Genomic DNA, 26,647 nt, shown 5'->3' on the forward strand with positions numbered 1-26,647 from the left:
TTCACTAAAAGTGAGCATATGTTATTGTGCGTCATGGATATCATAATAAGCTAAATATTTGGATAAAGAAACTTTGCAATATACCAAACGCCACAGAGGTGGCATGTTGACTCGTTCGTATTCTAGCACAATCTTATTGTTAGGAAGCATCGCATTATTTTCTCACAGCCGTGTGTATGGGCAAAACAATGCGGTTTACCAAACCGAGCCACTTAAACAAAGTATGATTGCTGAGTTTGCTTTAGAGTACGAACAAGCCGATATTGCACTTAAAAATTACACCTATTTAGCCACACATACAGACTCCACGATTGCTAAACAACGCGCTCTAGATGTGGCACTTGCACAGAACGATTTAGACGATGCACTTAAGATTGTGCAACATTGGGTAAAACAAGATCCAAAAGATGTACCTGCCTTATTTTACCTGACCCATATTGCTCTAAAAAGTCACAGATATGCCCTTACAGCGTCCACACTTGAAAATATTTTAAGCATTGATTCAGATGCAGACTTAGGTGAAATTTTAGCAGGAATTTCACCCGAAAATGAGAAAGATCGACAAACCCTTTTAAATGCACTTAGGCAAAGTAAAGCACAAAACAACCCTGCTATTTTAGTACTTATCGCAAGTTTAGAGTCACAAAATAATGAAATAGAACAAGCACTTAAAGATGTCCAAAAGGCACTAATTAAGCGTCCATATGTAACTAGCTTTATTTTACTTAAAGCCAATTTACTAGAAACACTTGGTAATCAAAAAGCCACAGAAGAATGGTACGCATCTGCAAGTTATAACCATAAATCAAACCTTGAAATACGTCTTGCAGAAGTTAAATATCTTATCAAAATTTCTAAACCCGAATTGGCACTTACACGCCTTGAAAAAATTCTCAATAACTTCCCAAAAGCAGAAGAAGCCCTCTTTATTGCAGGCTTAACGAGTATCGATTTACAGCGCTATGACGATGCCGAAAACTACCTTGTACAACTCAAAAATTCTAGCCAATACCAAAATGATGCTTCTTATTATTTAGCGATTAATGCCGAGCGTAAACAACACTATGAAACGGCGATTACTTACTATCGTTTAGTCGATGGAAGCCTCTATACAGTATCTCGAAGAAATTTGATTAATATTTTCTATAAACAAAATCGGTTATTTGATGCTTTACGCTTTTTAACTCAAGAACGTGTTAATTATCCACAACATGCAAGCTTTTTATACCAACTTCAAGCAGACATTCTTAAAAAGATGAATAACAAGCCTGCTGCTATAGAATTGCTCAATGAAGCCATCCATAACCTACCCGATGACCCTGATTTAATTTATGCACAGGTTTTATTATTAGACCCTTATCAGCAGCGCGACTTACTCGAACAAGACCTCGATAAACTCCTTAAAATAGACGAAAATAATCCTGCTTATCTCAATGCATATGCCTATACATTGGCACTGCAAAATCGGCGTTTAGACGATGCACGACACTATGCACAACAAGCACTTGAAAATGCACCCGATCAAGCATCCATTTTAGATACTTACGGATTTGTTACGTTTTTACAAAATGATTATAAAGTTGCTATTCCTGCTTTAGAAAAAGCATTTACAAATAATCATAGCCTTAGTACGGGGTTACGCTTAGCACAAGCACTCTATCTTAATGGCAATAACCAAAAATTTAATCAAATAGCCGAACAGCTCAAAATCGAATTTAAACACGATCCACAACTTGATCAGCTTAATCAACTCATTCCTCCCACACTCAAAAAGGCGAATAATGATGCGTCTATCCACTAAAATTGGCTTAAGTTTATTAACGACCTCACTTGCACTCACAGGCTGTCAAACCTATCAACCTAAACCTGTTACACCCCCTACTGCACAGGTGCCTAATCAATTTAACTTACAAGGCAAAATAGGGGTACGCACTCCACAACAATCAGGCAGTGCATTTTTTACATGGCAACAGCAACAAGAACATTTTGACATTGAACTCACAGGTGCACTTGGTATTGGACGTACCCATATTCAAGGACAAACAGGTGCTGTAACCCTCAATAATGCAAAAACAGGTGAAATTACAGCCCAAACACCTGAAGAACTACTAGAAAAAGCCACAGGTTGGCAAGCGCCTATTACTCATTTAGTTGATTGGGTACAAGCTAGACCTGCAACCACAAATGCTCAAATTCAATATGATGAAGCACACCGCCCAATACTCATGCAAGAAGACAGCTGGACGGTACAATTTTCTTATAGCGATGATGCAAAACTTCCAAATAAACTTATTTTGAAACAATTACTTGCCGATCAACAAGAAAATCGTATTACAATGGTAATACAAAACAGATAATCGTCTATGACTGCTATGATTCGCGTGCCTGCCCCTGCAAAACTCAACTTATTCTTACATATTGTTGGACGTCGTAATGATGGTTACCACGAACTACAAACTATTTTTCAGCTCATTGACTTATGTGATTGGCTGACATTCACACCACAACTGCACCAAAATATTCAAATTTGTGGCTTAAATGATGTTCAACAAACAGAAAATTTAATTTATAAAGCAGCAAAAGTCTTGCAACCTTATGCAACACAATATTGTGGCCTAGATATTCAAATTGAAAAAAACATTCCAATGGGTGCAGGCTTAGGCGGTGGGTCATCCAATGCAGCCACCACTTTAATTGTGTTAAACCAATTATGGAAATGTCAGCTTAACTCACAACAACTTGCCAATTTAGGCGTTACACTTGGTGCAGATGTTCCTATTTTCATTCATGGAAAAAATGCGTGGGCAGAAGGGATCGGTGAACAAATTACATTCATTGATTTGCCCCAAAAACAGTTCATTGTGCTTAAACCTGACTGTTTTATCAGCACCCAATTACTTTTTTCGCAAAAAACATTGACAAGAGACGCGAAGCCCTCTAAATTTTGCGCCTATCAGCAGAAATCATCTGATTTTGGGAATAATTTCGAGCCTCTTGCTCGTCAACTTTACCCAAAAGTCGATGAAGCAATGCTTTACCTTAGTCAATTTGGTCAAGCAAAGCTTACAGGAACAGGTGCTTGTGTTTTTGTTGAGGTAGATAAAACAATGAATGTAGACACCATTGTAAAACATTCACCATGTAAAACTTATGTGGTTAATAGCTTACAAACATCTCCATTAATTGATTTTTCGCTTTAGGGGTATCGCCAAGTGGTAAGGCAGCGGGTTTTGATCTCGCCATCCGTTGGTTCGAATCCAGCTACCCCTGCCATCATCTGAAAAAATTTGCATATTAGGGGTATCGCCAAGTGGTAAGGCAGCGGGTTTTGATCTCGCCATCCGTTGGTTCGAATCCAGCTACCCCTGCCAATGCAAAACCATGTTAGGGGTATCGCCAAGTGGTAAGGCAGCGGGTTTTGATCTCGCCATCCGTTGGTTCGAATCCAGCTACCCCTGCCATCTTTCATTAGATGTAAAACTATTGTAGGGGTATCGCCAAGTGGTAAGGCAGCGGGTTTTGATCTCGCCATCCGTTGGTTCGAATCCAGCTACCCCTGCCATTCTTATAAAGGAAGAACACTGCTGATTTGCTTGACAAAACAATCAAATCACATTAAAGTTCTGCCACATCTCAGGGGTATCGCCAAGTGGTAAGGCAGCGGGTTTTGATCTCGCCATCCGTTGGTTCGAATCCAGCTACCCCTGCCATATTCTTCTAAACATGCCATTGCCAAGAGTGCTTCATGCCCAATCTTGTCGTTTTTAGTGGAAATGCTCATCCACAATTCGCTCAAAAAGTCGTAAGTCACTTACACATTCCTTTAGGCTCTGCTACGATCAGCCGTTTTTCTGACGGTGAAATTGCAGTAGAAATCACAGAAAATGTTCGTGGTAAAGACGTCTTTATCGTTCAACCTACTTGTGCACCAACAAACGACAACCTCATGGAAGTCCTCGTAATGGCTGATGCCTTACGTCGTGCAAGTGCTGGTCGTGTTACTGCTGTTATTCCTTACTTTGGTTATGCACGCCAAGATCGTCGTCCACGCTCTAGCCGTGTACCAATCACTGCAAAAGTGATTGCAGATATGCTAACCACTGTAGGAATTGACCGTGTAGTCATGATTGATCTACATGCAGATCAAATCCAAGGTTTCTTCGATATTCCTGTAGACAACATTTATGGTACACCTGCCTTACTTGCAGATTTACGCCAACAACAACATGATAACCTTATGGTTGTATCACCAGACGTTGGTGGTGTTGTACGTGCGCGTGCCGTTGCTAAACTTATGGGTGATATCGACCTTGCAATCATCGACAAACGTCGTCAAAAAGCAAACGAATCACAAGTTATGCACCTCATTGGTGATGTGAAAAACCGTGATTGCGTAATTGTTGATGACATGGTTGATACAGCAGGTACGTTGTGTAAAGCTGCCGATGCACTTAAACAATTTGGTGCTCGTCGTGTGGTCGCTTATGCAACACATCCAGTGTTATCAGGTAAAGCCATCGAAAACTTACGTAACTCTGTGATTGATGAACTTGTTGTTACTGACACAATTCCATTATCAAAAGAAGCACAAGAACTTGGTAAAATTCGTCAAGTTTCTGTAGCAAGCATGGTTGCTGAAACAATTCGTCGTATTAATAACGAAGAATCTATTAGCGCAATGTTCGATAGTTATCTATAATAACGCCAATTTTTAAAACCCTAACCCATTTGGTTGGGGTTTTTCTATCGCTAGATTGGTCGCAAATCTAGTTTATTTTAACTTAATGAGGATATCTCATGTCTAATTTTGTATTAACTGCTCAAGCACGTGCTGAAGAGAAGCAAGGGAAAGGTGCGAGCCGCCGCCTTCGTCACGCAGCACAAGTTCCTGCTATCATCTATGGTGGTGATGTAGCACCTGTTTCTATTACTTTAGAACTTCGTGAGCTTGTAAAAGCTTTAGAAAGCCAAGCATTTTTCTCTTCTATCGTTGAAATTAACGTAGACGGTCAAGTACAAGAAGTTGTAATTAAAGCATTACAACGTCACCCATCTAAAAACCTTCCTATGCACGCAGATTTCCAACGTGTTGTACGTGGTGAAGAGTTAACTAAAGAAGTTCCTGTTAACTTCATTAACTTAGCAACTGCAAAAGGTGTTAAAGCGGGTGGTGTTGCTGATATTCATATGAATGCAGTAGAAATCGAAGTATTGCCACGTAACTTACCAGAAGCTATTGAAGTTGACGTTGCAAACTTAGACGTAAACGAAGCAATCCGTTTAGCTGACTTAGTTCTTCCTACAGGTGTTAAATTAACAGCTGAAGATTTAGAACAGCCAGTAATCACTGTATCTTATGTTAAAGAAGATGCAGCTGACGAAGAAGCTTCTGAAGAAGCTGGTGAGTAATCACTAAATGAGTGATCAAGCTATATCGCTCATTGTTGGTTTGGGCAATCCGGGTTCCGAGTATGCCCAAACTCGACATAATGCTGGTTTTTGGTACGTTGAACGTCTTGCCGAACAGTATGGTATTACTTTAAAAAAAGATAATAAATTTAATGGCTTAACGGGTCGTGGAAATATAGAAGGTCAAGACGTACGTTTACTCCTACCCTCTACATTTATGAACCTTTCTGGTCAAAGTGTTGTCCCTTTTTGTAAATTTTATCAGATTCAACCGCAAGCAATACTCATTGCACATGACGAGCTTGATATGAATCCGGGTATTATTCGCCTAAAATCAGGTGGTGGACATGGTGGACATAATGGTCTGCGTGATATTGTTCCTCACATTGGTGCAAATTTCCATCGTTTAAGAATTGGGATTGGACATCCAGGTAGCAAAGAACGAGTATCTGGCCATGTTTTAAGTAAAGCGTCTAAAACAGAACAAACTCTTATTGATGATGCTATTCATCATGCTTTAGGCAATACAAAACTATTAATAAACAATAATATTGCACAAGCAATGAACCAAATTAACGCGTATAAGCCTTAATCCAACTTGTCTTCGTAATACTTTAAGCGCAAAATGCAGCACAAGGTATTAAGGAAACTCATTCATGTTATCTCGTTTATTAAAATGTAAAATCCACCGTGCAGTTGTTAGCCATGCAGAACTTCATTACGAAGGCTCTTGCGCAATTGATGGACATTTAATGGATTTAGCAGGAATTCGAGAATACGAAGAAATTCATGTTTGGAATGTAACTAACGGAAAACGTTTTACAACGTATGCTATCCGTGGCGAAGATCATTCTGGCATTATTTCTGTGAATGGTGGTGCAGCACATCAAGCAGAAGTAGGTGATCTTGTTATCATTGCAACATTTGGTGATTTTGATGAAAAAGAAGCAAATGAACACCAACCACGCTTAGTCTATGCTAATCCCGATAATACTGTAAACCATACAGCAAACTGTATTCCTGTACAGCTTGCTTAAACTATAGCCTGTGTTTTTACACGGGCTTTTTTGTAACATCGCTTCAGGGCGGGGTGTAATTCCCCACCGGTGGTTATAGCCCACGAGCACTTTGCAGATTTGGTGTAATTCCAAAGACGACGTTCAATTTTATCGCCTTGAAATGTTTTCTTTTTAGGAGCATTTCATATGTCTTTTCAACAAGCTATTTTAGATATCCAACAAGGTAAACCTGTTTTAGTTGCTGATGATTATGATCGTGAAAATGAAGCAGATCTAATCATTGCTGCAGAAACACTTACAATACCTGTAATGGCACAAATGATTCGAGATGGTTCTGGTATTGTTTGCCTCTGTTTAACAGAAGCAGATGCAGATGCAGATGCAGATGCAGATAATTTAGAACTTTTTCCAATGGAAAAATACAATACAAGTCAGTTTAAAACTGCTTTTACAATAACCATTGAAGCAAAGATGGTGTAACAACAGGTGTTTCAGCACAAGATCGTGTCACTACAATTAAAACAGCAATTCATCCACAGGTACAGCCTGACCATTTAAACCGACCAGGGCATGTATTTCCATTACGTGCTAAAACAGGGGGTGTACTTACACGGCGTGGGCACACTGAAACAGCTGTGGATTTAGCAACTCTTGCAGGGCTTAAACCCGCAGGTGTGTTATGTGAGTTGATGAACCCAGACGGTACTATGGCGATCGGTCAACAAGTTCAAGATTATGCTCAGAAGCATGGTCTTACACTGATCTCCGTTGAACAACTCGTACAATATCGATTAGCACATCAATTATAAGTTTTTTGTATGGTAGTGGCACGAACCCATGCCACCTCATAACTTGCCTGTGCTAAGAGTAATACCTGTTTTTCAAATTTCTGCCATATTGGTTTGATATGACTTGCTTCTATATTTAAACCACTTTCATCAATTAAGTGCTTATTTTTTTCACATAAACGTAATGCATTATAAAGTTTTCGCCCATAACTGGCTTGTGGAAGTAATTTTGAACGCTTATGTACCAAAAAATGCTCAACTTTCACTTTGTTTGCATGGGGTAACAGCCGTACCAAAATACGGTCTAATTGGTCATCTAAACGTTGCCACACTGCATATTGCTGTGCCTGAGAATAACTGTTCCACTGTATAATTTCATGGCTAAACCGTCTACAACCTCGACAAACATGATCACCAAATGTAGTAGAACAACGCCCTGCACATGGTGTAAAGGTAGGAATACGACGGGAATGACTCAAAACTTCTTCTCCAATTTCTCGCTTCATTTGCTGTTTCACGCTAGAATATGCGCCACAAAATCTGACACTATTTTAATTGGAGTTATCCATGAACGCTACTGTAGAACAGCTTGCACCTGTAGAACAGGCAAATTGGGTTGTTGCCGCACTTTATCAATTTAAAGAAGTTACAAACGCGGCAGATTTACAACAACGTCTTTTAGACTTAGTTAAAACTATCAACCTATGTGGAACTCTAATTGTTGCAGATGAAGGAATTAACGGTACAGTTGCAGGCGATCGCCATGCGATTGATACGATCCACCAATTTTTATTACAAGAAGGCTTTAACGCAATGGAATATAAAGAGTCTGAAAGCTCTGAAAAGCCATTTCGTAAGATGAAAATTAAACTCAAAAAAGAAATTGTAACGCTTGGCGTTACTGTAAAACCTCGAGATTTAGTTGGTCATTATTTAGACCCTAAAGAATGGAATGAATTAATTGCGCGTGATGATGTAATTTTAGTAGATACGCGTAATGACTACGAATATAAAGCAGGCACATTTAAAGGTGCGATAGACCCAAAAACAGAGACATTCCGTGAATTTCCAGAGTATGTTAAAAAAGAACTTGAACAGCATAAAGATAAAAAAATTGCGATGTTCTGCACAGGTGGTATTCGTTGTGAAAAATCTACGTCTCTACTTTTACAAGAAGGTTTTGATGAGGTTTATCACCTTAAAGGTGGTATTTTAAAATATCTAGAAGAAACCCCTGCAGAAGAAAGCCTATGGGAAGGTGAATGCTTTGTATTTGATGGACGTACCGCTGTCACACACGGTATGGAAGAAGGACAAAATACTAAATGTCACGCTTGTGGCTGGCCGTTACTTCCAAAAGAAGTAGAACTAGACAGCTATGAGCATGGGGTATCTTGCGTGTATTGTATTGATAAAACCTCTGAACAACAAAAAGAAGGTTTCCGTATGCGCCAGTCTCAAATTGCAGCGGCAAAACGTAAGCGTCTTTAATTTATTGTTTTTGATAAAAAAAGGTGGCTAAGGCTACCTTTTTTGTTTGTTTTTTAATCTTATGTGATTTTTTGCTTACGAACTGTGTCTATGTTTTCCACTTATTTTATTTTTAGACATCTTTAATATTGTTTGTGTGAGAACAAATAAACATAACGAACAACAATAAAAATTTTAAATCTCTCTCACTAGAGCGCAAATAAGGGAACTCTTTATTCGTGGTTAAAGGGTTCCCTTATTTTACTTTAAAGATATGGATAATATCCTCTATTCTTATACCCTTGATTACTTGATTCAAAACGGGTTTCTTGAGAATTGAGTAAAATACCAACCAAATCATTAACTTCATCTTGCTTTAAAGACAAAGGTTGAAAATATTCAAAATTCTTGGTTTTAAAAAACAAATCAACATGCTGATCTTTTTCAACGTATTTCATTGACCACTTTTTAAAACTGACACTTTCAATCTCAGTATGTTCAAAACAAAATAAATTATAATGACGTTTATCTTTCCTAATCTTATCAACTAGGGCGTAAACTCTCTCCTCTTCACCTTCTAAACATTGAAAAAAAGAATTATTCGCGTAATACAACACGCCATAAATCTCATGATTTGGATTGAAGTGACGAGACGTGGTTAAAATGTCACTTAAATCCTGCAACAAATTTTCGTGGTTTTGTCGCATACTTGCATAGCACAATCGAATTAGCATCTATACATTCCTTATAGAGCGCACTAATGAAACGTTTGACACAATGCCATACCGTTTTAGTATACGTTTTAACGCTCAATAAGGAAAAAAAAGATTAAAAAAAAGCACCTCATTTTGAGATGCTTTTCACATTATGCAGGCGTATGATACATCAAATAAAGCTCATTTAAGTTATCAGGAATTTCTTCTGCAAGTTCATCCATGAGTTGTCCATTACGGCGGAAAGATTCCATTTGTGGGTCTTCTTCATCCACACCACTAAACACCATAATTGGTAATGTTAAATCAACCAATTGTTCTTCAAATTCAGGGGTAAACCATGCTTCTTCGTTTAAGAACATTGCATCAACAAATCCAACACTCCAATCGCCTAGACTTGAATCTACATCCGCTTCTTCAATTTCAAACGGAAATGCAATACCGTCTTCATTGGCTAGATTTTGGCGCAATTCGTTGAGCCATAATTTAATTTGCTCAATAATTTGGGCAGGTACTTTTTTTTGGTTACCATCAAACAAGGCATTTAACCATGCTTCATAATGTGGACCAACTGCAATGGCACTTAAAAACCCATGAGTTGCAGCAAAATCTAGACCAAATTCATTTTGGTCGCCATCTAAATAATCACTTAATTGATCTAAATCTAAAGCACTCATTTGCATTCCAATTTTAAAATAACGAGCATAACATTGATCATCAAACGCATCTAATCGTCTTCGTCATCAAAGTCGTCATCGTCTAAATCATAGTCAAAATCTTTTAGCTCACGCTCTAAACGACGCTGAGCTAATAGATCATCAATTAAACGGCGTTTTTCCAATGATTCTTTAGCAGTCATTTTGCTAGATGATTCATCAAAACTCACATCGTCATCGTAGCTATCATCGAGTTCAAAATCTGTAGAAGACACTCAACTACCTCAGTAAAAAAATATTAATTGTTTATAAGCGCTATTTATATGGGTTGAATTTTTTTGTCAAGCTTTATCTTATTGGATCGTTTTATACTGCATCCTTTTTATAAAAATTGCAAAGTATTCATGCTTGAAAAAAATAAATATGCCCCTACATACATAATAGTCATAAAATATTAAAGATTTGAGTTACTTCATTTCTAAAAACGTTTACGCAAATTGTGCTATAATGCACGGTTTTTCACAGCCACAGATTCAATAAAGAGTAAGCAAAAGATGAGCGATATGATTTCCCCTACTTCTCAAGTAGCGGCTCTGATTAGCCGAGGCAAAGAACAAGGTTACTTAACCTACGCTGAGGTTAACGATCATCTGCCAGACTCAATTACCGAAAGCGAACAAATTGAAGACATTATTCAAATGCTTCAAGATGTTGGTATTCCTGTGCATGAACGTGCGCCTGAAACAGACGATACCGTTTTTGGGGAATCTACAGACTCTGGCGATGAAGTTGCTGAAGAAGAAGCTGCTGCTGTACTTGCATCTGTAGAAACAGAACCAGGTCGTACAACAGACCCTGTACGTATGTATATGCGTGAGATGGGTACGGTTGAACTTTTAACGCGCGAAGGCGAAATTAGCATTGCAAAACGTATTGAAGAAGGGATTCGAGATGTCCTTCATGCAATTGCTTACTGGCCAAATGCTGTCGAAGTTGTTTTAAACGAATATGAAGAATATAACAATGGTGAACGTCGCCTTGCAGATATTCTTGCAGGTTACTTAGACCCTGAAACAGACGAAGAAATTCCTGAAGTTAACGAAGAAGAAACGACTTTAGATGATGACGATAATTCAAATCGTAAATCAACTAAAGATGTAAAATTAGATGATGATGACGAAGAAGAAGAATCTGATAGCGATGATGATTCTGAAGGCGAGTCAGGTCCAGATCCTGAAATTGCAAAAGTACGTTTTGCCGAGTTAACCCAAGCATGGCAGAAAATGAAAACTGCTGTAGCAGACCATGGTCGTCATTCAGCTGAAGCAGAAGAAGCGTTACAAGCGCTTGCAACTGTATTCATGATGTTTAAATTTACACCACGTTTATTTGACATTATTTCAGAAATGATTCGTGGTACACATGACCAAGTACGTCACGCCGAACGTGAAATTATGCGTTATGCTATTCGTCGTGGTCGTATGGATCGTACGTTGTTCCGTACCACGTTCCCAGGACAAGAATCTAATCCTGGTTGGTTAGATGAACAAATTACAAAAGTACCTGTAGAAGCGCGTCATTATTTAGAAAAAGTACGTCCAGACGTACATGCATTCCAACAGAAAATTGCAGACCTAGAAACTGAACTTACACTTGATGTTAAAGATATCAAAGACATCTCTAAACGCATGGCAGTGGGTGAAGCCAAAGCTCGTCGTGCTAAAAAAGAGATGGTTGAGGCAAACTTACGTCTTGTAATTTCGATTGCTAAAAAATACACCAACCGCGGGTTACAATTCTTGGATTTAATTCAAGAAGGTAACATTGGCTTGATGAAAGCTGTTGATAAATTTGAATACCGTCGTGGTTATAAATTCTCAACATATGCAACATGGTGGATTCGTCAGGCAATTACACGTTCTATTGCAGACCAAGCACGTACTATTCGTATTCCTGTACATATGATTGAAACGATTAACAAAATTAATCGTGTATCACGTCAGCTATTGCAAGAAATGGGACGTGAGCCAACACCTGAAGAATTAGGTGAGCGTCTAGAAATGGACGAGGTGAAAGTTCGTAAGGTTCTTAAAATTGCCAAAGAACCTATTTCAATGGAAACCCCAATTGGTGATGATGAAGATTCACATCTTGGTGATTTTATTGAGGATTCAAACATCACCTCACCTGTTGATGCTGCAACCTCAGAAGGCTTAAAAGAAGCAACACGCGATGTATTAGAAAACCTAACAGAACGTGAAGCAAAAGTTCTTAAAATGCGTTTTGGTATTGATATGCCAACAGACCATACGTTAGAAGAAGTGGGTAAACAATTCGATGTAACACGCGAACGTATTCGTCAGATTGAAGCGAAAGCACTCCGTAAATTACGTCACCCTTCTCGCTCTGAACACTTACGTTCATTTTTAGAAAACGACTAAGCACTGATTGAATATAAACGCCTGCTTAGTTGCAGGCGTTTTAATATAAGAGGTAACTATGACCGATCGTACTCCTTCACGCGAACTTCGCGAAGACCTTTGGGTTTTTCCTATGGATTACCCAATCAAACTTATTGGAAATGCAGGCGAAGAACTACGTACTGCTGTTGTTGAAATTTTAACAAAACATTTTCCAGAATTTGATGAAACAACGCTTGCTGTTCAACCATCACGTACAGGTAAGTATCACTCTATTACCGCACAGCTACGCTTTGATGAACTTGAACAGGTTCACGCTCTTTATGCCGATTTAGCAGCATGCCCTTTAATTAAAACCTCGCTTTAACAATTAACCAGATGACCTCATCTGGTTTTTATTAGGTTTAATATGCAATCACCTCACCTCACTATTCGCTATTTTTCACAACCTCAGCATTACAGTGAAAAATTTGAAGCTATGAAAGCATTTACCGATGCGCGTGATCCACAAACACCTGATGAAATTTGGTTGTTACAACATCATGATGTTCTTACACAAGGGCAAGCAGGTAAAGCCGAGCATATTTTACAACACACGCATTTACCTATCGTGTATACAGACCGTGGTGGACAAGTCACATGGCATGGGCATGGGCAATTGGTGGTGTACTTTTTACTTGATCTTAATCGTTTAAAATGGCATGTACGTTCTTTAGTCAATTTTGCCGAAAAAATGATGATTGATCTACTTAAACATTATAGTATTGAGGCGTATGCAAAACCTGATGCACCTGGGGTTTATGTAGATGAACGCAAAATTGGCTCATTAGGCTTTAAAATTAGACGTGGACGTAGCTATCATGGTTTTGCCCTGAACATAAATTGTACCTTAGATGGCTTTAGCACAATCAATCCATGTGGTTACGCGGGTTTAGAAATGGTACGCATGCAAGATTTACTTGACCATCCCCCTAGTTTTGAACAACTTTCTCAAGATATTTATCATTATTTATTACAAACTGGGTACTTTGCTACTATAGACCAAATTGAGGTTTAAACATGCAACAACTTTATGTTCAACTTATGATGGATATTATTGGTCGCGGAATAGTTGCATCAAGTAAAGTAGATTCTGAAATACAAAAAGAATTTAAACAATTTCCTGTGGGTTTTTGTTTTGCCATGAATGTCTTTTCAAATAAAGCTGCGTTTTATGCCAAAGTTAATTCATCACATCAAATTGAACTATTAAAAAAACCGCCGAAAAAAATTAATCTTACTATTACCTTTAAACATTTAAGACATGCTTTTTTAGTCTTTTCATTTCAAGAAAGTACAGCCCAAGCTTTTGCACAAGACCGTATGGTAGCAAACGGTGATATCAGTCTTGCTATTCGTTTAGTACGCTGTTTAAACCGCTTAGAAGTTTTAATTTTACCTAAGTTTTTAGCCATACGTGCTGTCAAACAATATCCAAATCAGCTTACACTTCAACAAAAATTTAATAGTGCTCGCCCAATCTATTTCAAACTTGCATTGTCCTACTTAAAAGGAAATCGCTAATATGTATTACGAATTTTTTTGTCCAACAAAAATTATGGCAGGGCATGCAGCACTTGAGCACCTCCCTTTTGAGTTAGAAACATTAGGTGTCAAACGCCCAATGTTAGTAACTAGCCCCAATGCACATAAAAATTTTATCAATCATACATTTGATTCAACCCAATCTCAGATTGTATGCACCTTTGACCAAGTACCTGCTGATTCAAGTTTAGAAACAGTGCAACAAGTTGCACAACTCTACCGCCAACATCACTGTGATGCTATTTTAGCTGTTGGTGGTGGTTCTGTGATTGATACTGCCAAAGCTGCAAATATTTTAGTTTCCGAAGGTGGTAATGATTTACTTGTGTATTCAGGCGCACATAATTTACCTAAAGCTTTAAAACCGTTACTGGTAATTCCAACGACTTCGGGTACGGGGTCAGAAGTTACAATGGTAACGGTTGTAGCAAACAACAATACAAAAATTGCATTTGCTTCACGCTATTTAATGCCAAATGCAACCATTTTAGATGCACGAATGACGCAAACATTACCTGCACATTTAACAGCACTTACTGCAATGGATGCATTAACCCATGCCATAGAGGCCTATACTTGCTTGGCAGCAAATCCAATTAGTGACGCATATGCAACTGCTGCTATTCAAAAAATTAGCACACATTTATTTAAGGTGCTTGAAAACCCTAAAGATTTGGATGCACGTTTGGAACTTGCACAAGCAGCCACAATGGCAGGTATTGCATTTTCTAACTCTATGGTTGGTTTAGTCCATGCACTTGGGCATGCATTGGGTGCGGTTGCACACCTTCCACATGGTTTATGTATGAGCTTATTTTTGCCATACGTTTTAGAGTATAACCAATCTAGTCGTATAGCAGACTTACTGTTACCGCTTGCAGGTGCAGAAATTTATGCCCAAACACCTGTAGAGCATCGTGCTGAACAAACTATTAATACCTTATTTGCAATACGTGACCGCTTATTTGAACAAACACAGTTACCTCGTACTTTAAGGGAAACACAAAAAGTATCCAAATCACAGTTTGAAGAAATTGCCGAAAAAGCACTTAATGATGGTTCAATCATTTATAATCCTAAAGAAACCTCATTAGATGATCTTTACCAAATTTTAGAAAAAGTATGGTAAACCCGCTTTTTTAGCAAGAAAATGTGTTTTTTGCTTACATCTTAGTAAAAGTTGCTATAAAATTGCGCGCTTTACTTTAAAAAGTAGGGGGGATCGTTCGTCCTAAACGATCCTTACATTTCCATTGATCGTACAAGATCAACACTATGAGGATACCGCCGTTGACTAATACTTCTGGGACTCAACCGGCAGCTTCACTGCAAAAAACTCTTCTACTTGGGCACATTATTGTTATTGGTTTGGCATATATCCAACCTATGACACTATTCGATACGTTTGGAATGGTATCGGAATCTAGTATTCAACATGTGCCTACATCTTATTTATTTGCCTTACTTGCAGTGCTTTTTACAGCTCTCAGTTATGGCAATATGATTAAAAGATACCCTTCTTCTGGCTCAGCTTATACATACGTACAACGTGCTATTCACCCCAATGCAGGGTTTATGGTGGGCTGGTCATCACTACTTGACTATATTTTAAGTCCAATGGTTAACATTTTGCTTGCTGTAATTTATCTAAGCGATATTTTTCCAAGCGTTAACCACTGGGTTTGGGTGATTGGTTTGGCCGGCTTAACCACTTGGGTTAATTTACGTGGCATTAAATTTGTTGCAAATTTAAGTGGTCTAATTGTATTTTTCCAGCTTCTTGTGATTGCCATTTTTATTATCTTGGTGATTAAACAGCTTGCTGTGGGTGATACAGCAATGAATACTCTTGGTTTAGCCCAAACACACAATGCTACTTTATGGTCAAGCGATCCTTTTTGGAGCGAGCATGTAAAAGTAGGTGCCTTAATTTCGGGTGCTACAATTTTATGCTTCTCATTTACAGGGTTTGATGCATTAAGTTCACTTGCAGAAGAAACAAAAGACACAGAAAAAGTCTTACCGCGTGCTATTTTCTTAACAGCGCTTATCTCAGGGATTGTATTTATTATTGCAACATACTTTATGCAATTATATTTTCCTGGTAATCCAAGCCAATATTTTGAAGATGTCAATGCAACACAGCCCGATATATTACGTATTGTAGGTGGTGAGTTCTTTAAATCTGTGGTACTAAGTTTTGCAATTGTAACCGTAATGGCATCTGGCATTTCTGCACATGCAGGGGTTTCACGCTTAATGTATGTGATGGGTCGCGATGGTGTATTTAATAAAAAGTTCTTTGGAAAACTAGATCCAAAAACAGCAGCACCAACCTTCAATATTTTACTTGTTGGTTTTATTGCGCTTGCAGCAGGCTTTACAGACCTAGACCATGTGGTTTCACTCATTAGCTTTGGTGCACTCACTGCATTTAGCTTTGTTAACCTATGTGTAATTTCACAATATGCATTGCGTGAAGGTCGCACTAAAACACCTAAAGACATTGTTAATTATGTTGTTATTCCAATGCTTGGCTTCATTGCTGTTGGTGCTTTATGGTTGCAAATTGACCACGTGGCGCTCAAATGGGGTATTATTTGGGGTGTTGCAGGTGTGCTGTTCTTAGGCTATAAAACAAAAGGCTTTAAAACACACCCACCACAATATAAACAAGACTAAATCAAAAACCAGCGATTATTCGCTGGTTTTTTTTAATCGGCTTGTTACATTATAAATACGTGTTGCAAACACTTTTGCCGTTTCCAAATCACCCTGTGGAATTTCATCAATACTCGCATCTGATGGTGTTTGTACGAGTAAACCAATTGATCCGCCTAAATTATTTATATCTTGGCGTGTTGCCGTTTTAGAATTAGCAGGTAGTAATCCTAAACTTACCCAAATTCCACCATGTTGCGAAGCAAGTGTTTGTAGTTGGATCAACGTATTTTGTTTATCTCCATTTAAACTTGCACTATTGGTAAAACCTGCAAAGACTTTATCTTGCCACCCTCGTGTATACCAAATTTTAGACGTTGTATCTGCAAATTTTTTAAACTGCCAAGGTGCAGAACCCATATAAGTTGGTGCACCCAATACAATACCATCTGCTTGTTCAAGTTGTGCCCAATCTTGTTCTAAAATATTACCCTCTTGATCAATCTCAATCAGATCAGCATTAATGTGGTGCCCTAACGTTTGAGCAATCACTTTGGTATGACCATAACCAGAAAAATAAACAACTGCTATTTTTGTCATGTCTTATCTCGCTTTATAAAAGGTTATTTCTTATAATATCTTTTAGAAACTAGCTGTCAATTAGTTACCTGTTGGTAACCTGTGAGTTAAAATGAATTACGATATCTATAGCATGAACTGCCCTGCTCGTTTATTTTTTGAAACGTTGGCAGATAAATGGGTTTTGATGATTATTAATTTTCTTGAACAGCAACCGTGTCATTTCAATCAATTGAAAAAAAATTTAGAAGGTATTTCACCGAAGGTTTTATCACAAAAACTTAAACAACTTGAACGAGATGGTTTTATTAATAGAACGGTTTTAGATACCTCACCCATCCGTGTTGAATATACATTAACCCCTTTTGGACAAGACCTATCCATTAGGGCATTAAATATGAAGCAATGGGCAGAACAGAACATTGAACAGGTTCTACATGCTCAATCTAATTTTGATCAAAAAAAATCTCCCGAAAGGAGATTTAAATAAGTGGCTTGAAATCTTGCTGACGCCATGCTTCATATACAATGACAGCCGTGGCATTAGACAAATTTAAACTTCTTGAATTTTCTGCCATAGGTAAACGAATCCACTGCTCTTGTGGAAACATTAAACGGACATTTTCAGGTAAACCACGCGTTTCGGGTCCCATCAATAAAGCAATTGGACGATTTAAATTTACAGTATGTGGCGTCTGTGTGCCTTTTGTGGTTAATGGAAATACATGATCAACCCCTTGCTGTTTCAAGTTTTCAAGGCAGTCACCAAAGTTTTCCCAAATTTTCATACGTGCGTATTCATGATAATCTAAACCTGCACGTTTTAATTTTTTATCATCTAATTCAAACCCTAATGGTTTTACTAGATGAAGCTGTGCACCTGTATTTGCACATAAACGAATGATATTTCCTGTATTGCTTGGAATTTCAGGTTCGTATAAAACAACATGAATCACAATATATCCTCTAGGCTTATTGCCATTTTAATTTTTCACGCAAATTCACAACCTCACCAATAATTGTAAGCGTTGGGGCTTGAATTTCATGCTCAATCACTTTTGATGCAATATCAGCTAATGTACCCACCACCACTTTTTGCTCAGGTGTTGTTCCTTTAGAAATTAAAGCAATAGGCATTGTAGGGCGTTGACCATGTTCAATCAGTTTTTGTGAAATGGTTTCTAATCCCACCAAACCCATATATAAGACAAGCGTCTGATTTTCATAAACTAACTCTTTCCATGGCAACTCAGGAGAACCTTCTTTTAAATGACCCGTTAAAAAACGGACACTTTGTGCATAGTCACGGTGCGTAAGTGGAATGCCTGCATAAGCAGAACAACCTGACGCTGCCGTAATCCCAGGTACAACCTGAAATGTTACATTTGCATCAACTAACTCTTGAATTTCTTCACCACCACGTCCAAAAATAAAAGGATCACCGCCTTTTAAACGACAAACACGTTTACCTTGTTGTGCATACTCAACCAAAAGTGCATTAATACCTTCTTGGGGCACTGCATGATTAGAACGCGCCTTACCCACATACACACGTTCTGCATCACGACGACATAAATTCAAAATAGGTTCAGAAACCAAACGATCATAGATTACAACATCTGCTTGTTGCATGAGTCTGAGTGCTTTGAGTGTCAACAGCTCAGGATCACCCGGCCCTGCCCCTACAAGATAAACCTCACCTTTAGGTGTTTGCCATGTCTGTAATGCTTGCTCTATCAATAAATTGGCAGCATCTAAGTTATCATTAAAGACTTGTTCTTTGAGTGAACTGGCATACAAATCTTCCCAAAAAATACGGCGTTGCTCTGGGTTGGGAATATGTGCTTTAACTTGTTTACGCCACTGCCCTGAAAACTTTGCAAGTTTACCCATTCCATGCGGAATAAGCGTTTCTAACTGCGTACGAATTTGGCGTGACAAAACAGGCGACGTACCATTAGATGCAATTGAGATCAGTAATGGTGCACGATCGACAATAGCAGGTACCATAAAACGGCAATGTGGAATGTCATCTACACTATTCACCAACAGGTTACGTGCTTCACACTCTTCAAACACATGCCTATTCACATTAGGCTGATCTGTGGCTGCAATCACTAAACGATATGGCTGTTCAAGGACTGTTGGCTTAAACACATCAAAAAATAACTCTCCTTGATGTGTTTTTACCAATTGTTGTAATTGCTCATCAATTTGTGGGGCAACAATATGTAAGACTGCCCCTGCCTGACTGAGCAAAACAGCTTTACGATACGCAATGCTTCCTCCACCCACAATTAAGCAAATTTGCTGTTTGAGCTTTAAAGAAATAGGGAAAATATCCACAATTACCTCGATTAAACACTGCGCTTCGTATTAGTTAATTGACTCTACACCGCCCATATATGGACGTAATACTTCAGGTACTTCAATAGAACCGTCTGCACGTTGGTAGTTTTCCATCACCGCAAGTAATGTACGACCCACTGCCAAACCAGAACCATTGAGCGTATGCACAAATTCTGTTTTCTTTTGATCTAAGCGATAGCGTGCTTTCATACGGCGTGCTTGGAAATCGCCCATATTTGAACAGCTTGAAATTTCGCGATATGTATTTTGACTTGGTACCCATACTTCTAAATCATAAGTTTTTACAGCACCAAAGCCCATATCTCCACCACACAATAAAACTTTGCGATAAGGTAACCCGAGTGCTTGTAAAATACCTTCTGCATGTTGCGTTAAGTCTTCTAGAGCTTGCATTGACGTTTCAGGTTTAACAATTTGAACCATCTCAACTTTGTCAAATTGGTGCTGACGGATTAAACCACGCGTATCACGTCCGTAAGAACCTGCTTCACTACGAAAACATGGCGTATGTGCCGTATATTTAAGTGGTAAACGTTGTGCATCAATAATTTCATCACGCACAAAGTTTGTCATTGGCACTTCGGCAGTTGGAATTAAATAAAACTCTTTTTCGCCCTGTAATTTGAATAAGTCTTCTTCAAATTTAGGGAGCTGACCTGTACCACGCAGACTATCAGCATTCACTAAATACGGCACATACGCTTCGGTATAACCATTTTTAAGCGTATGTGTATCAAGCATAAACTGTGCAAGTGCACGTTGCATACGTGCAAGTGGTCCTTTTAAAACACTAAAACGAGAACCTGTGAGTTTCGTGGCTGTTTCAAACTCTAAACCACCCATCCATTCGCCAAGGTCGGTATGGTCTTTAATGTCAAAATCAAATGTACGTGGTGTCCCCCAAGTGGCAACTTCTACGTTGTCACTTTCGTCTTTACCTTCAGGTACAGACGCATCGGGTAAGTTTGGAATAGAAAGTGATTTTTGTTCTAATTCTGCTTGTAACTCAGATAATGCTTGCTCGGCTGCTTTAATTTCATCGCCAATCGCTTGCATACGTGCCATAATTTCAGATGCATCACCACCTGACTTTTTAATTTTTCCAACTTGCTTTGCCCCTGCATTACGCTCGGCTTGTAAGTTTTCTGTTTTTGATTGCAGTTCTTTACGGCGTTGTTCTAGACTTGCCCATTCTTCTATATTTAATTGTACGCCACGCTTTGCAAGCGCAAGGTTTACAGCCTCAATATTATTTCTAAGTAATTTCGGGTCAATCATAGCCAATCTAATTGTATGAAAAAAACAACTTATAGTGTAAGCGTTTCGGCTGTAAAAATATAGATCATACATCTACAACAACTGTAGATGTATTAAACATTTAATGTGGTAAGTAGTCAGATTTAATTAAGCCTTGTGCCATATTGTACGGCAAGGTTAGTTCTGTCATTCCTTCTGCATAAGACCCTAACTCATACAACGGATAAACAAAAACCACACCTTTTGAGCTATAAAAGAAATTATCGGTTGGTTCTAATTTTCCTTGCTCAATGCCATGCTCTTGTAACCAATTTTGATTGGCTAGATACAAGGCTTCTAATACTTTAGGTTGATCCTCAGGTTTATATAGATCTGACACCATGACACGTTTATGTGTGGTTAAATTAAATACTACATATTCACGATGATACATACCATGTGCCGCACCTGCGGAGTATGTTGATGAAGCTAGAATAAAGGTTGCCAAGTTATTATTTTGGCTTAAATAATCAACTACATAAGTATTTGAATTTGTGCTCTCAGGGCTTGAAGCAGGTTGCTCACGTGTACTACGTTTAAATGCAAGTGGAATATCTTTACGAATTCGTTTTTCAAAGTAATCGTTAATCCAAGGTACATTGGTTTCAACTGTCGATACTTCATATTCTGTACATTCGTCCGCTTCACAATAAACTTGTTGCGGTAATTTAACAGGAATGGTTTTAGACTGAATAACAGGCGTTTGCTCAGGTTTTTGTTCAGAAGCCACCGAAGCTGTCTGTTCAGATTCCACAGATTTTTTTTGACATCCTGTAAAGAACATCGCTGTACATAAACTCGAAAGTAAAATTATTTTTTTATTCATATGCTATCCTCCGCTTTTTTTAATATACAAAATTTTCTCACTCAAAAAACATGATAAAAATGTATCTAAAAAAAGCCCCTTAAGGAGCTTTATTATTATTGATCTACAATATCGGTGCCTTTAGGAGGAGTAAAATTGAATGTTGATGCAGGAATACTGGCATTTTTAATCGCATTACTAAAACGTACAGTAGTCGTTTGACCTAAAGAGTCATTTAAAATCATCAAGGTTGGTGTACTGTTTGCACCAAAACTTAATGTTAAATTTTGAAAGGCACTGTCATTCGATTTTGGCGTAAGCGTATAGTAGGTTTTGCTACGGTCTGGCTGAGTTACCTTATAAGATTGCATAATTTGATTGGTATTACCCGACAACAATAACGCAGGTGTATTTGCCACCTGATCACTCATACTCTGACGTACCGCTTGTTGTAAATCTGGATCATAAATCCAAACCGTTTTACCTGTTGTCACAATTGTCTGTTTAGACGGTGATGATGTTTCCCAAAAGAATTTACCTGGACGCTCTACTTTCATCACACCTTTAAATGTTTGATTTAAATGCTGTGTTGTTAACCCTTTTTTCTGTGGTGCAGTTTTATTGCTGTTTACTTTGGTCGTTTGTTCAAAGTCGGCTGTTAAACTTTTTAAATCAGATAATTGTTTAACTAAATTTTGTGTTGCTTCTTGTTGTGATGCAGGAGCTGCCATCACCATTGCAGGTGCTAAGCTGGTTGCCAATGCAACTGTACATAAAGTTTTACGTAACATAAGTCATATACCTTTCATTTTTAACTATATTAACTGACATCCATGTGTCTAAAAATAGTATTTTATATTTTCATTTGTGTGTATCTTCGTAGAAATGAAGAAAATATGTAGAAAATTTTATATAAAAAAAGCCTGCATCAGGCAGGCTTTTTTTTACTACGTTAAAGTCTTATACAGCTTCAACTTTTACATAACGACGACCAAATTGACCTTTAACTTCAAATTTGATTACGCCATCAGCAGTAGCAAATAAAGTATGGTCACGACCCATACCTACGTTTTCACCAGCGTGGAATTCTGTACCACGTTGACGAACAATGATGTTACCAGCAGTCACAGCTTGACCACCGTACATTTTAACACCAAGCATTTTTGGATTTGAATCACGACCGTTACGTGTCGAACCACCAGCTTTTTTATGAGCCATGTCTATTACTCCTCGTAATTAGCCTGAAATTGTCGTAATTTTCAACTCAGTGAACCATTGACGGTGACCTTGTTGTTTACGGTAGTGCTTACGACGACGCATTTTGATGATGCGGATTTTGTCGTGACGACCATGGCTAACTACTTCTGCAGTTACTTTAGCGCCAGCAACAACTGGAGCACCGATTTGAACGTTTTCACCGTTTACAACCATTAATACATCATCAAATGTAATTGTTGTACCAGTTTCAGCTTTCAATAATTCTACTTTAAGGGTTTCACCCTCAACCACACGGTGCTGTTTACCACCGCTTTGGATTACTGCGTACATAATGTACTCCAACAAGCCCGTGTCGTCGTGCCGATAAAGGGATATATCGATCTTAAAACGAACGCCACTGGGGAAATGGGTTGGTATTTTAAGTAAAAACCGATCAAACAACAAGGGGCTAAAGAATTTTATTTCCTTTCATTTATTTTTAACCTTCATTGCTATAATAGCGCCTACACTCAATAAACATTATTCAAGAAAACATAGTTTTTATGGTATAAAACATCATTTTTAAAAACCCAGTATTGGTTTTTTTATACTCATAAAAGTTCATTCTAAAATCACAAAAGGTTTTTCATTTTATGACCATCGACTTTCAACAAGATATCCTCTCCCCTGTTGCCACAGACTTTGCAGCGATGGATCAATTTATCAACGAAGGGATTAGTTCTAAAGTTGCTTTGGTCATGTCGGTGAGCAAGCATGTTGTTGAAGCAGGTGGAAAACGCATGCGCCCCATTATGTGCTTACTTGCAGCACAAGCCTGTGGCGAAACCGACCTAAAACGTACCCAACGCCTTGCCGCAGTCATTGAAATGCTCCATACAGCCACGTTAGTTCATGACGATGTGGTTGATGAATCAAATTTACGCCGTGGTCGCCCTACTGCCAACTCAACATGGAATAATCAAACTGCTGTTTTAGTGGGTGATTTTTTAATTGCGCGTTCATTTGATTTGTTAGTTGACTTAAATAACATGACATTGTTAAAAGAGTTTTCGACAGGGACATGCGAAATTGCAGAAGGCGAAGTACTACAACTTCAAGCACAACATCAACCTGATACAACAGAAGAAACCTATCTCAGTATCATTCATGGTAAAACCTCAAGATTATTTCAGCTTGCAACAGAAGGTGCGGCTCTTTTAGCAGATAAACCAGAATATCGTGATGCCCTAAAACGTTATGCAGGTCACTTTGGGAATGCCTTCCAAATTATTGATGATATTTTAGATTACACTTCTGATGCAGAAACATTAGGCAAAAATATTGGAGATGACTTAATGGAGGGTAAACCCACGTTACCTTTGATTTCGGCATTGGCTAAAACCACAGGTGACGACCATAAAGTAGTTTACAACAGTATCGCAACAGGTGGCTTAGACGATTTAGAACGTGTGATTAAAATTGTTCACGAAAGTGGTGCCTTAGACTATTGTCGCGAACGTGCACATGAAGAAACACAGAATGCACTTGATGCACTCAACATTTTACCTGACAGTGCTGCTCGTAATGCGTTATATCACTTAGCACAGCTTGCATTGGATCGTATTCAGTAAAAGACATTATTATGCCTCAAAAATTTTCGGTTTTATTTTTTCAAATTCAACAACAGCTTGAACATCATCAAGCTGTTTTAGATGAACAACCCTTAATTGATTTGGTCGCACTTCTGCGTCCTAAAGATCCCAAAAATCCACAAAAAATTAAACAAAAACTGAGTGAGTTTATTTTATTTTTAAGTCAAAACCCCGAACATGGTGCACGACTTCAACAGTACATTATTAAAATTATTACACGCTATAAACAAACTACGCTTTACTCAGACAGCGGTATTTTATCGTTAGATGGTTTTTGGAACCAATTAGGGCGTCGTATGATGACGCATTTACTTCCACCTATTGTCGATGAAACACATTTACAAGATCTGATTGCACGCGTTTTTAACCAACCCTCTGATCGTTATTGGATAGAACGCATTGACTTGCAAGAATGGCAACATATCTTTGCTTATTTTACGCAAGAGACAAATACGGTACACATTCAAGAAGATATTCTTAAAGCAATGAATGTGCTGAGTTACCGTATTAGTGGTATTGGCTTATTTCCAGAAATTATTTATGCCGAACCTAAACTCAATGAGCACGAATCGCCTTTTTTAGCACAAAATCGAGAAATTAGTGATTTTATTGAACAATTTAGAGAACTCATTGATCATGCCAATGTGATTGGCGCACATCGCCAACCTGATCCTGCACAAGCATTTGTTATGATTGAACAATGCCAAGATGTGGTTAGTAACATTAGACGTGCGACCAAACGTATTGGCGTTAGTCTTACCCTAACCTATCTACTTACCGTACTTGAACAAAGTTTAGACCGCTTAGAACAACTTATTCATATTTTAAGTAATACCCAACGTCAAATTGCGATTCGTAACTTACTATCCGATTTAGTCAAAGCGAATTATAACGAAAAAAGTGTAGGCGCATTACTCTCTACCAATAATGAACTTTTGGCACTTCAAGTAACCGAAAATGCCAGTAAAACAGGTGAACATTACGTCAGTACAGACAAAAAGGGCTTTTTTGCAATGTACAAAGCCGCTGCGGGTGCAGGCTCTATCATTGCATGTATGTCCATTATCAAAATTTTGCTATCTCGCTTATCTCTTGCGCCAATTATGCAAGCGATTAGTTTTAGTTTAAATTATGGTTTAGGTTTTGTAATTATCCATATTTTAAGTTTTACGGTTGCTACCAAACAGCCTGCCATGACAGCAGCCGCTCTAGCCTCTACCGTACAACAACGCAGAGGTTCACGCACGGCGCAACTTGCAGAACTTACAGAACTTATTGTCAATATTATTCGTACTCAGTTTATTGCCATTTTAGGTAATATCTCTATTGCTATTCCTGTTGCAGGTATTTTAACGCTACTATGGCCCGTACTTTTTGGACAACATCTGCTTAGTAATGCTAAAGCATCTTACCTTTTACATAGTATTGACCCATTTAGTTCATTAGCCATTCCGCATGCCGCCATTGCAGGCGTGTGTTTGTTTTTATCAGGGCTAATTGCAGGCTACTTTGACAACATGGCAATCTACCGCAAGATTGGACCACGCATCAAAAAACATAAAGGCCTGAAAAAATTACTCGGTGAAAAATATCAAACTAAATTTGCAGACTATATGGAACGCAATTTAGGCGCAATCTCAGGTAATTTTTTGTTCGGTTTTATGTTAGGTAGTATGGGAACTATTGGCTTTATTTTAGGGTTACCTTTAGATATTCGCCATATTGCATTCGCTTCTGCAAACCTAATACAAGGCTTACTCAGTATTGATGGTACACCCGACTTAGGGTTAATTTTGATTTCATGTTTAGGCGTACTCTTAATTGGTTTAACTAACCTTTTTGTAAGTTTTAGCTTAACCATTATTGTAGCGTTACGTGCTCGTCGTGTACGTTTTGAACAGTGGAAGCCTTTAGCTAAATTAGTCCTTACACATTTCTTTACGCGTCCAAGTGATTTCTTTTGGCCACCAAAAATTGAAAATAGCGTAAATAAAACACAAAAAAAGGAACATTAAGTTTTTTTTGCGT

Annotated in this window: 29 protein-coding genes, 5 tRNA genes, 1 pseudogene and 1 riboswitch; of the genes and pseudogenes, 23 read left to right on the forward strand and 12 right to left on the reverse strand. The window is 38.2% G+C overall.

All coding sequences use genetic code 11. The features are described from left to right. Positions 1-103 precede the first annotated feature (103 nt). The 13 genes and pseudogenes from PCI70_RS04445 to ribB all read left to right on the forward strand — a co-directional run bounded on the left by PCI70_RS04445 (position 104) and on the right by ribB (position 7,237). A complete protein-coding gene (locus tag PCI70_RS04445; protein ID WP_269914154.1) occupies positions 104-1,801 on the forward strand; it encodes a tetratricopeptide repeat protein in 1,698 nt (565 codons plus the stop codon). Further along, on the forward strand, positions 1,785-2,357 hold the full coding sequence (lolB, locus tag PCI70_RS04450; protein ID WP_269914296.1) for a lipoprotein insertase outer membrane protein LolB: 573 nt from the start codon (positions 1,785-1,787) through the stop codon (positions 2,355-2,357). Before PCI70_RS04445 ends, lolB begins: the two co-directional genes overlap by 17 nt. A gap of 15 nt (positions 2,358-2,372) precedes the next feature. Then, complete coding sequence (gene ispE, locus PCI70_RS04455) at positions 2,373-3,200, forward strand: 4-(cytidine 5'-diphospho)-2-C-methyl-D-erythritol kinase (RefSeq protein ID WP_269914297.1); 828 nt, start codon at positions 2,373-2,375, stop codon at positions 3,198-3,200. After that, positions 3,199-3,273 (forward strand) — tRNA-Gln (locus tag PCI70_RS04460). The genes ispE and PCI70_RS04460 overlap by 2 nt, the downstream gene beginning before the upstream one ends. A 23-nt stretch (positions 3,274-3,296) precedes the next feature. Next, positions 3,297-3,371, forward strand: a tRNA-Gln gene (locus tag PCI70_RS04465). A gap of 15 nt (positions 3,372-3,386) precedes the next feature. Continuing rightward, a tRNA-Gln gene (locus tag PCI70_RS04470) sits at positions 3,387-3,461 on the forward strand. Between the two features lie 26 nt (positions 3,462-3,487). Further along, a tRNA-Gln gene (locus tag PCI70_RS04475) sits at positions 3,488-3,562 on the forward strand. A gap of 73 nt (positions 3,563-3,635) precedes the next feature. Then, a tRNA-Gln gene (locus PCI70_RS04480) sits at positions 3,636-3,710 on the forward strand. Positions 3,711-3,745: 35 nt separating this feature from the next. Then, positions 3,746-4,699: a ribose-phosphate pyrophosphokinase gene (locus PCI70_RS04485; RefSeq protein ID WP_269914155.1), complete on the forward strand. Its 954-nt coding sequence runs from the start codon at positions 3,746-3,748 to the stop codon at positions 4,697-4,699. Between the two features lie 98 nt (positions 4,700-4,797). Continuing rightward, positions 4,798-5,409 (forward strand): 50S ribosomal protein L25/general stress protein Ctc, encoded by a 612-nt coding sequence (locus tag PCI70_RS04490; protein WP_269914156.1) that lies wholly within the window; start codon positions 4,798-4,800, stop codon positions 5,407-5,409. A gap of 7 nt (positions 5,410-5,416) precedes the next feature. Beyond that, entirely contained in the window at positions 5,417-6,001 is a 585-nt protein-coding gene (gene pth / locus PCI70_RS04495) for an aminoacyl-tRNA hydrolase (protein WP_269914157.1), read from the forward strand. 64 nt (positions 6,002-6,065) lie between these two features. After that, positions 6,066-6,446 (forward strand): aspartate 1-decarboxylase, encoded by a 381-nt coding sequence (gene panD, locus PCI70_RS04500; protein WP_269914158.1) that lies wholly within the window; start codon positions 6,066-6,068, stop codon positions 6,444-6,446. Positions 6,447-6,481: 35 nt separating this feature from the next. Continuing rightward, a riboswitch (FMN riboswitch) is annotated at positions 6,482-6,595 on the forward strand. A gap of 19 nt (positions 6,596-6,614) precedes the next feature. After that, positions 6,615-7,237: pseudogene (gene ribB, locus PCI70_RS04505) on the forward strand (3,4-dihydroxy-2-butanone-4-phosphate synthase). Here ribB and PCI70_RS04510 read toward each other — a convergent pair. Continuing rightward, positions 7,228-7,695 (reverse strand): DUF1289 domain-containing protein, encoded by a 468-nt coding sequence (locus PCI70_RS04510; protein WP_269914298.1) that lies wholly within the window; start codon positions 7,693-7,695, stop codon positions 7,228-7,230. The pseudogene ribB and the gene PCI70_RS04510 sit on opposite strands and share 10 nt — an antisense overlap. A gap of 88 nt (positions 7,696-7,783) precedes the next feature. Here PCI70_RS04510 and trhO point away from each other — a divergent pair, with 88 nt between their 5' ends. Continuing rightward, positions 7,784-8,707 carry an oxygen-dependent tRNA uridine(34) hydroxylase TrhO gene (trhO, locus tag PCI70_RS04515; protein ID WP_269914159.1) on the forward strand — a complete coding sequence of 308 codons (924 nt, stop codon included), beginning with the start codon at positions 7,784-7,786 and terminating at the stop codon, positions 8,705-8,707. 245 nt (positions 8,708-8,952) lie between these two features. Here trhO and PCI70_RS04520 read toward each other — a convergent pair whose 3' ends face one another. From PCI70_RS04520 to PCI70_RS04530, 3 genes are all read right to left on the reverse strand, one after another. Further along, entirely contained in the window at positions 8,953-9,420 is a 468-nt protein-coding gene (locus tag PCI70_RS04520) for a BLUF domain-containing protein (protein WP_269914160.1), read from the reverse strand. Between the two features lie 131 nt (positions 9,421-9,551). After that, on the reverse strand, positions 9,552-10,076 hold the full coding sequence (locus PCI70_RS04525) for a YecA/YgfB family protein (protein ID WP_269914161.1): 525 nt from the start codon (positions 10,074-10,076) through the stop codon (positions 9,552-9,554). Positions 10,077-10,126: 50 nt separating this feature from the next. Continuing rightward, positions 10,127-10,330, reverse strand: a complete 204-nt coding sequence (locus tag PCI70_RS04530) for a PA3496 family putative envelope integrity protein (RefSeq protein ID WP_269914162.1) — start codon at positions 10,328-10,330, stop codon at positions 10,127-10,129. Positions 10,331-10,591: 261 nt separating this feature from the next. Here PCI70_RS04530 and rpoD point away from each other — a divergent pair, with 261 nt between their 5' ends. The 6 genes from rpoD to PCI70_RS04560 all read left to right on the forward strand — a co-directional run bounded on the left by rpoD (position 10,592) and on the right by PCI70_RS04560 (position 16,741). Then, positions 10,592-12,496, forward strand: a complete 1,905-nt coding sequence (gene rpoD, locus PCI70_RS04535; RefSeq protein ID WP_269914299.1) for an RNA polymerase sigma factor RpoD — start codon at positions 10,592-10,594, stop codon at positions 12,494-12,496. 58 nt (positions 12,497-12,554) lie between these two features. After that, a complete protein-coding gene (locus PCI70_RS04540) occupies positions 12,555-12,842 on the forward strand; it encodes a YbeD family protein (protein ID WP_269914163.1) in 288 nt (95 codons plus the stop codon). A gap of 42 nt (positions 12,843-12,884) precedes the next feature. Next, positions 12,885-13,532, forward strand: a complete 648-nt coding sequence (gene lipB / locus PCI70_RS04545; RefSeq protein ID WP_269914164.1) for a lipoyl(octanoyl) transferase LipB — start codon at positions 12,885-12,887, stop codon at positions 13,530-13,532. Between the two features lie 2 nt (positions 13,533-13,534). Further along, positions 13,535-14,038 (forward strand): hypothetical protein, encoded by a 504-nt coding sequence (locus PCI70_RS04550; RefSeq protein WP_269914165.1) that lies wholly within the window; start codon positions 13,535-13,537, stop codon positions 14,036-14,038. Beyond that, positions 14,031-15,188 (forward strand): iron-containing alcohol dehydrogenase, encoded by a 1,158-nt coding sequence (locus tag PCI70_RS04555; protein WP_269914300.1) that lies wholly within the window; start codon positions 14,031-14,033, stop codon positions 15,186-15,188. Before PCI70_RS04550 ends, PCI70_RS04555 begins: the two co-directional genes overlap by 8 nt. Positions 15,189-15,349: 161 nt before the next feature. Then, positions 15,350-16,741 (forward strand): APC family permease, encoded by a 1,392-nt coding sequence (locus tag PCI70_RS04560; protein ID WP_269914166.1) that lies wholly within the window; start codon positions 15,350-15,352, stop codon positions 16,739-16,741. A gap of 15 nt (positions 16,742-16,756) precedes the next feature. Here PCI70_RS04560 and PCI70_RS04565 read toward each other — a convergent pair whose 3' ends face one another. Continuing rightward, on the reverse strand, positions 16,757-17,320 hold the full coding sequence (locus PCI70_RS04565) for a flavodoxin family protein (RefSeq protein WP_269914167.1): 564 nt from the start codon (positions 17,318-17,320) through the stop codon (positions 16,757-16,759). Between the two features lie 91 nt (positions 17,321-17,411). On the opposite strand from PCI70_RS04565, the gene PCI70_RS04570 reads away from it, so the two are divergent. Continuing rightward, the gene (locus tag PCI70_RS04570) at positions 17,412-17,789 is read left to right on the forward strand and encodes a winged helix-turn-helix transcriptional regulator (RefSeq protein ID WP_269914168.1); all 378 of its coding nucleotides are present in this window, start codon (positions 17,412-17,414) and stop codon (positions 17,787-17,789) included. On the opposite strand, the gene PCI70_RS04575 is transcribed toward PCI70_RS04570, so the two are convergent. From PCI70_RS04575 to rplU, 7 genes are all read right to left on the reverse strand, one after another. Next, complete coding sequence (locus PCI70_RS04575) at positions 17,782-18,255, reverse strand: tRNA (cytidine(34)-2'-O)-methyltransferase (protein WP_269914169.1); 474 nt, start codon at positions 18,253-18,255, stop codon at positions 17,782-17,784. The genes PCI70_RS04570 and PCI70_RS04575 overlap by 8 nt on opposite strands. Positions 18,256-18,271: 16 nt before the next feature. Beyond that, entirely contained in the window at positions 18,272-19,645 is a 1,374-nt protein-coding gene (gene cysG / locus PCI70_RS04580) for a siroheme synthase CysG (protein WP_269914170.1), read from the reverse strand. 30 nt (positions 19,646-19,675) lie between these two features. Further along, positions 19,676-20,947 carry a serine--tRNA ligase gene (gene serS / locus PCI70_RS04585; RefSeq protein ID WP_269914171.1) on the reverse strand — a complete coding sequence of 424 codons (1,272 nt, stop codon included), beginning with the start codon at positions 20,945-20,947 and terminating at the stop codon, positions 19,676-19,678. Between the two features lie 100 nt (positions 20,948-21,047). Next, a complete protein-coding gene (locus PCI70_RS04590; protein ID WP_269914172.1) occupies positions 21,048-21,791 on the reverse strand; it encodes an RsiV family protein in 744 nt (247 codons plus the stop codon). A 95-nt stretch (positions 21,792-21,886) separates the two neighbouring features. Continuing rightward, positions 21,887-22,561: an outer membrane lipoprotein chaperone LolA gene (gene lolA, locus PCI70_RS04595; RefSeq protein ID WP_269914173.1), complete on the reverse strand. Its 675-nt coding sequence runs from the start codon at positions 22,559-22,561 to the stop codon at positions 21,887-21,889. A gap of 169 nt (positions 22,562-22,730) precedes the next feature. Continuing rightward, on the reverse strand, positions 22,731-22,988 hold the full coding sequence (gene rpmA / locus PCI70_RS04600; RefSeq protein WP_269914174.1) for a 50S ribosomal protein L27: 258 nt from the start codon (positions 22,986-22,988) through the stop codon (positions 22,731-22,733). A gap of 18 nt (positions 22,989-23,006) precedes the next feature. Next, the gene (gene rplU / locus PCI70_RS04605) at positions 23,007-23,318 is read right to left on the reverse strand and encodes a 50S ribosomal protein L21 (RefSeq protein ID WP_269914175.1); all 312 of its coding nucleotides are present in this window, start codon (positions 23,316-23,318) and stop codon (positions 23,007-23,009) included. Positions 23,319-23,620: 302 nt separating this feature from the next. Here rplU and sdsA point away from each other — a divergent pair, with 302 nt between their 5' ends. Both sdsA and PCI70_RS04615 read left to right on the forward strand, forming a co-directional pair. Then, entirely contained in the window at positions 23,621-24,598 is a 978-nt protein-coding gene (gene sdsA / locus PCI70_RS04610; protein ID WP_269914176.1) for an All-trans-nonaprenyl-diphosphate synthase, read from the forward strand. A gap of 11 nt (positions 24,599-24,609) precedes the next feature. Beyond that, a complete protein-coding gene (locus tag PCI70_RS04615; RefSeq protein WP_269914177.1) occupies positions 24,610-26,634 on the forward strand; it encodes a site-specific recombinase in 2,025 nt (674 codons plus the stop codon). Positions 26,635-26,647: the final 13 nt, after the last annotated feature.

It is taken from the genome of Acinetobacter sp. HY1485 (assembly GCF_027568475.1).
Classification (GTDB): domain Bacteria; phylum Pseudomonadota; class Gammaproteobacteria; order Pseudomonadales; family Moraxellaceae; genus Acinetobacter.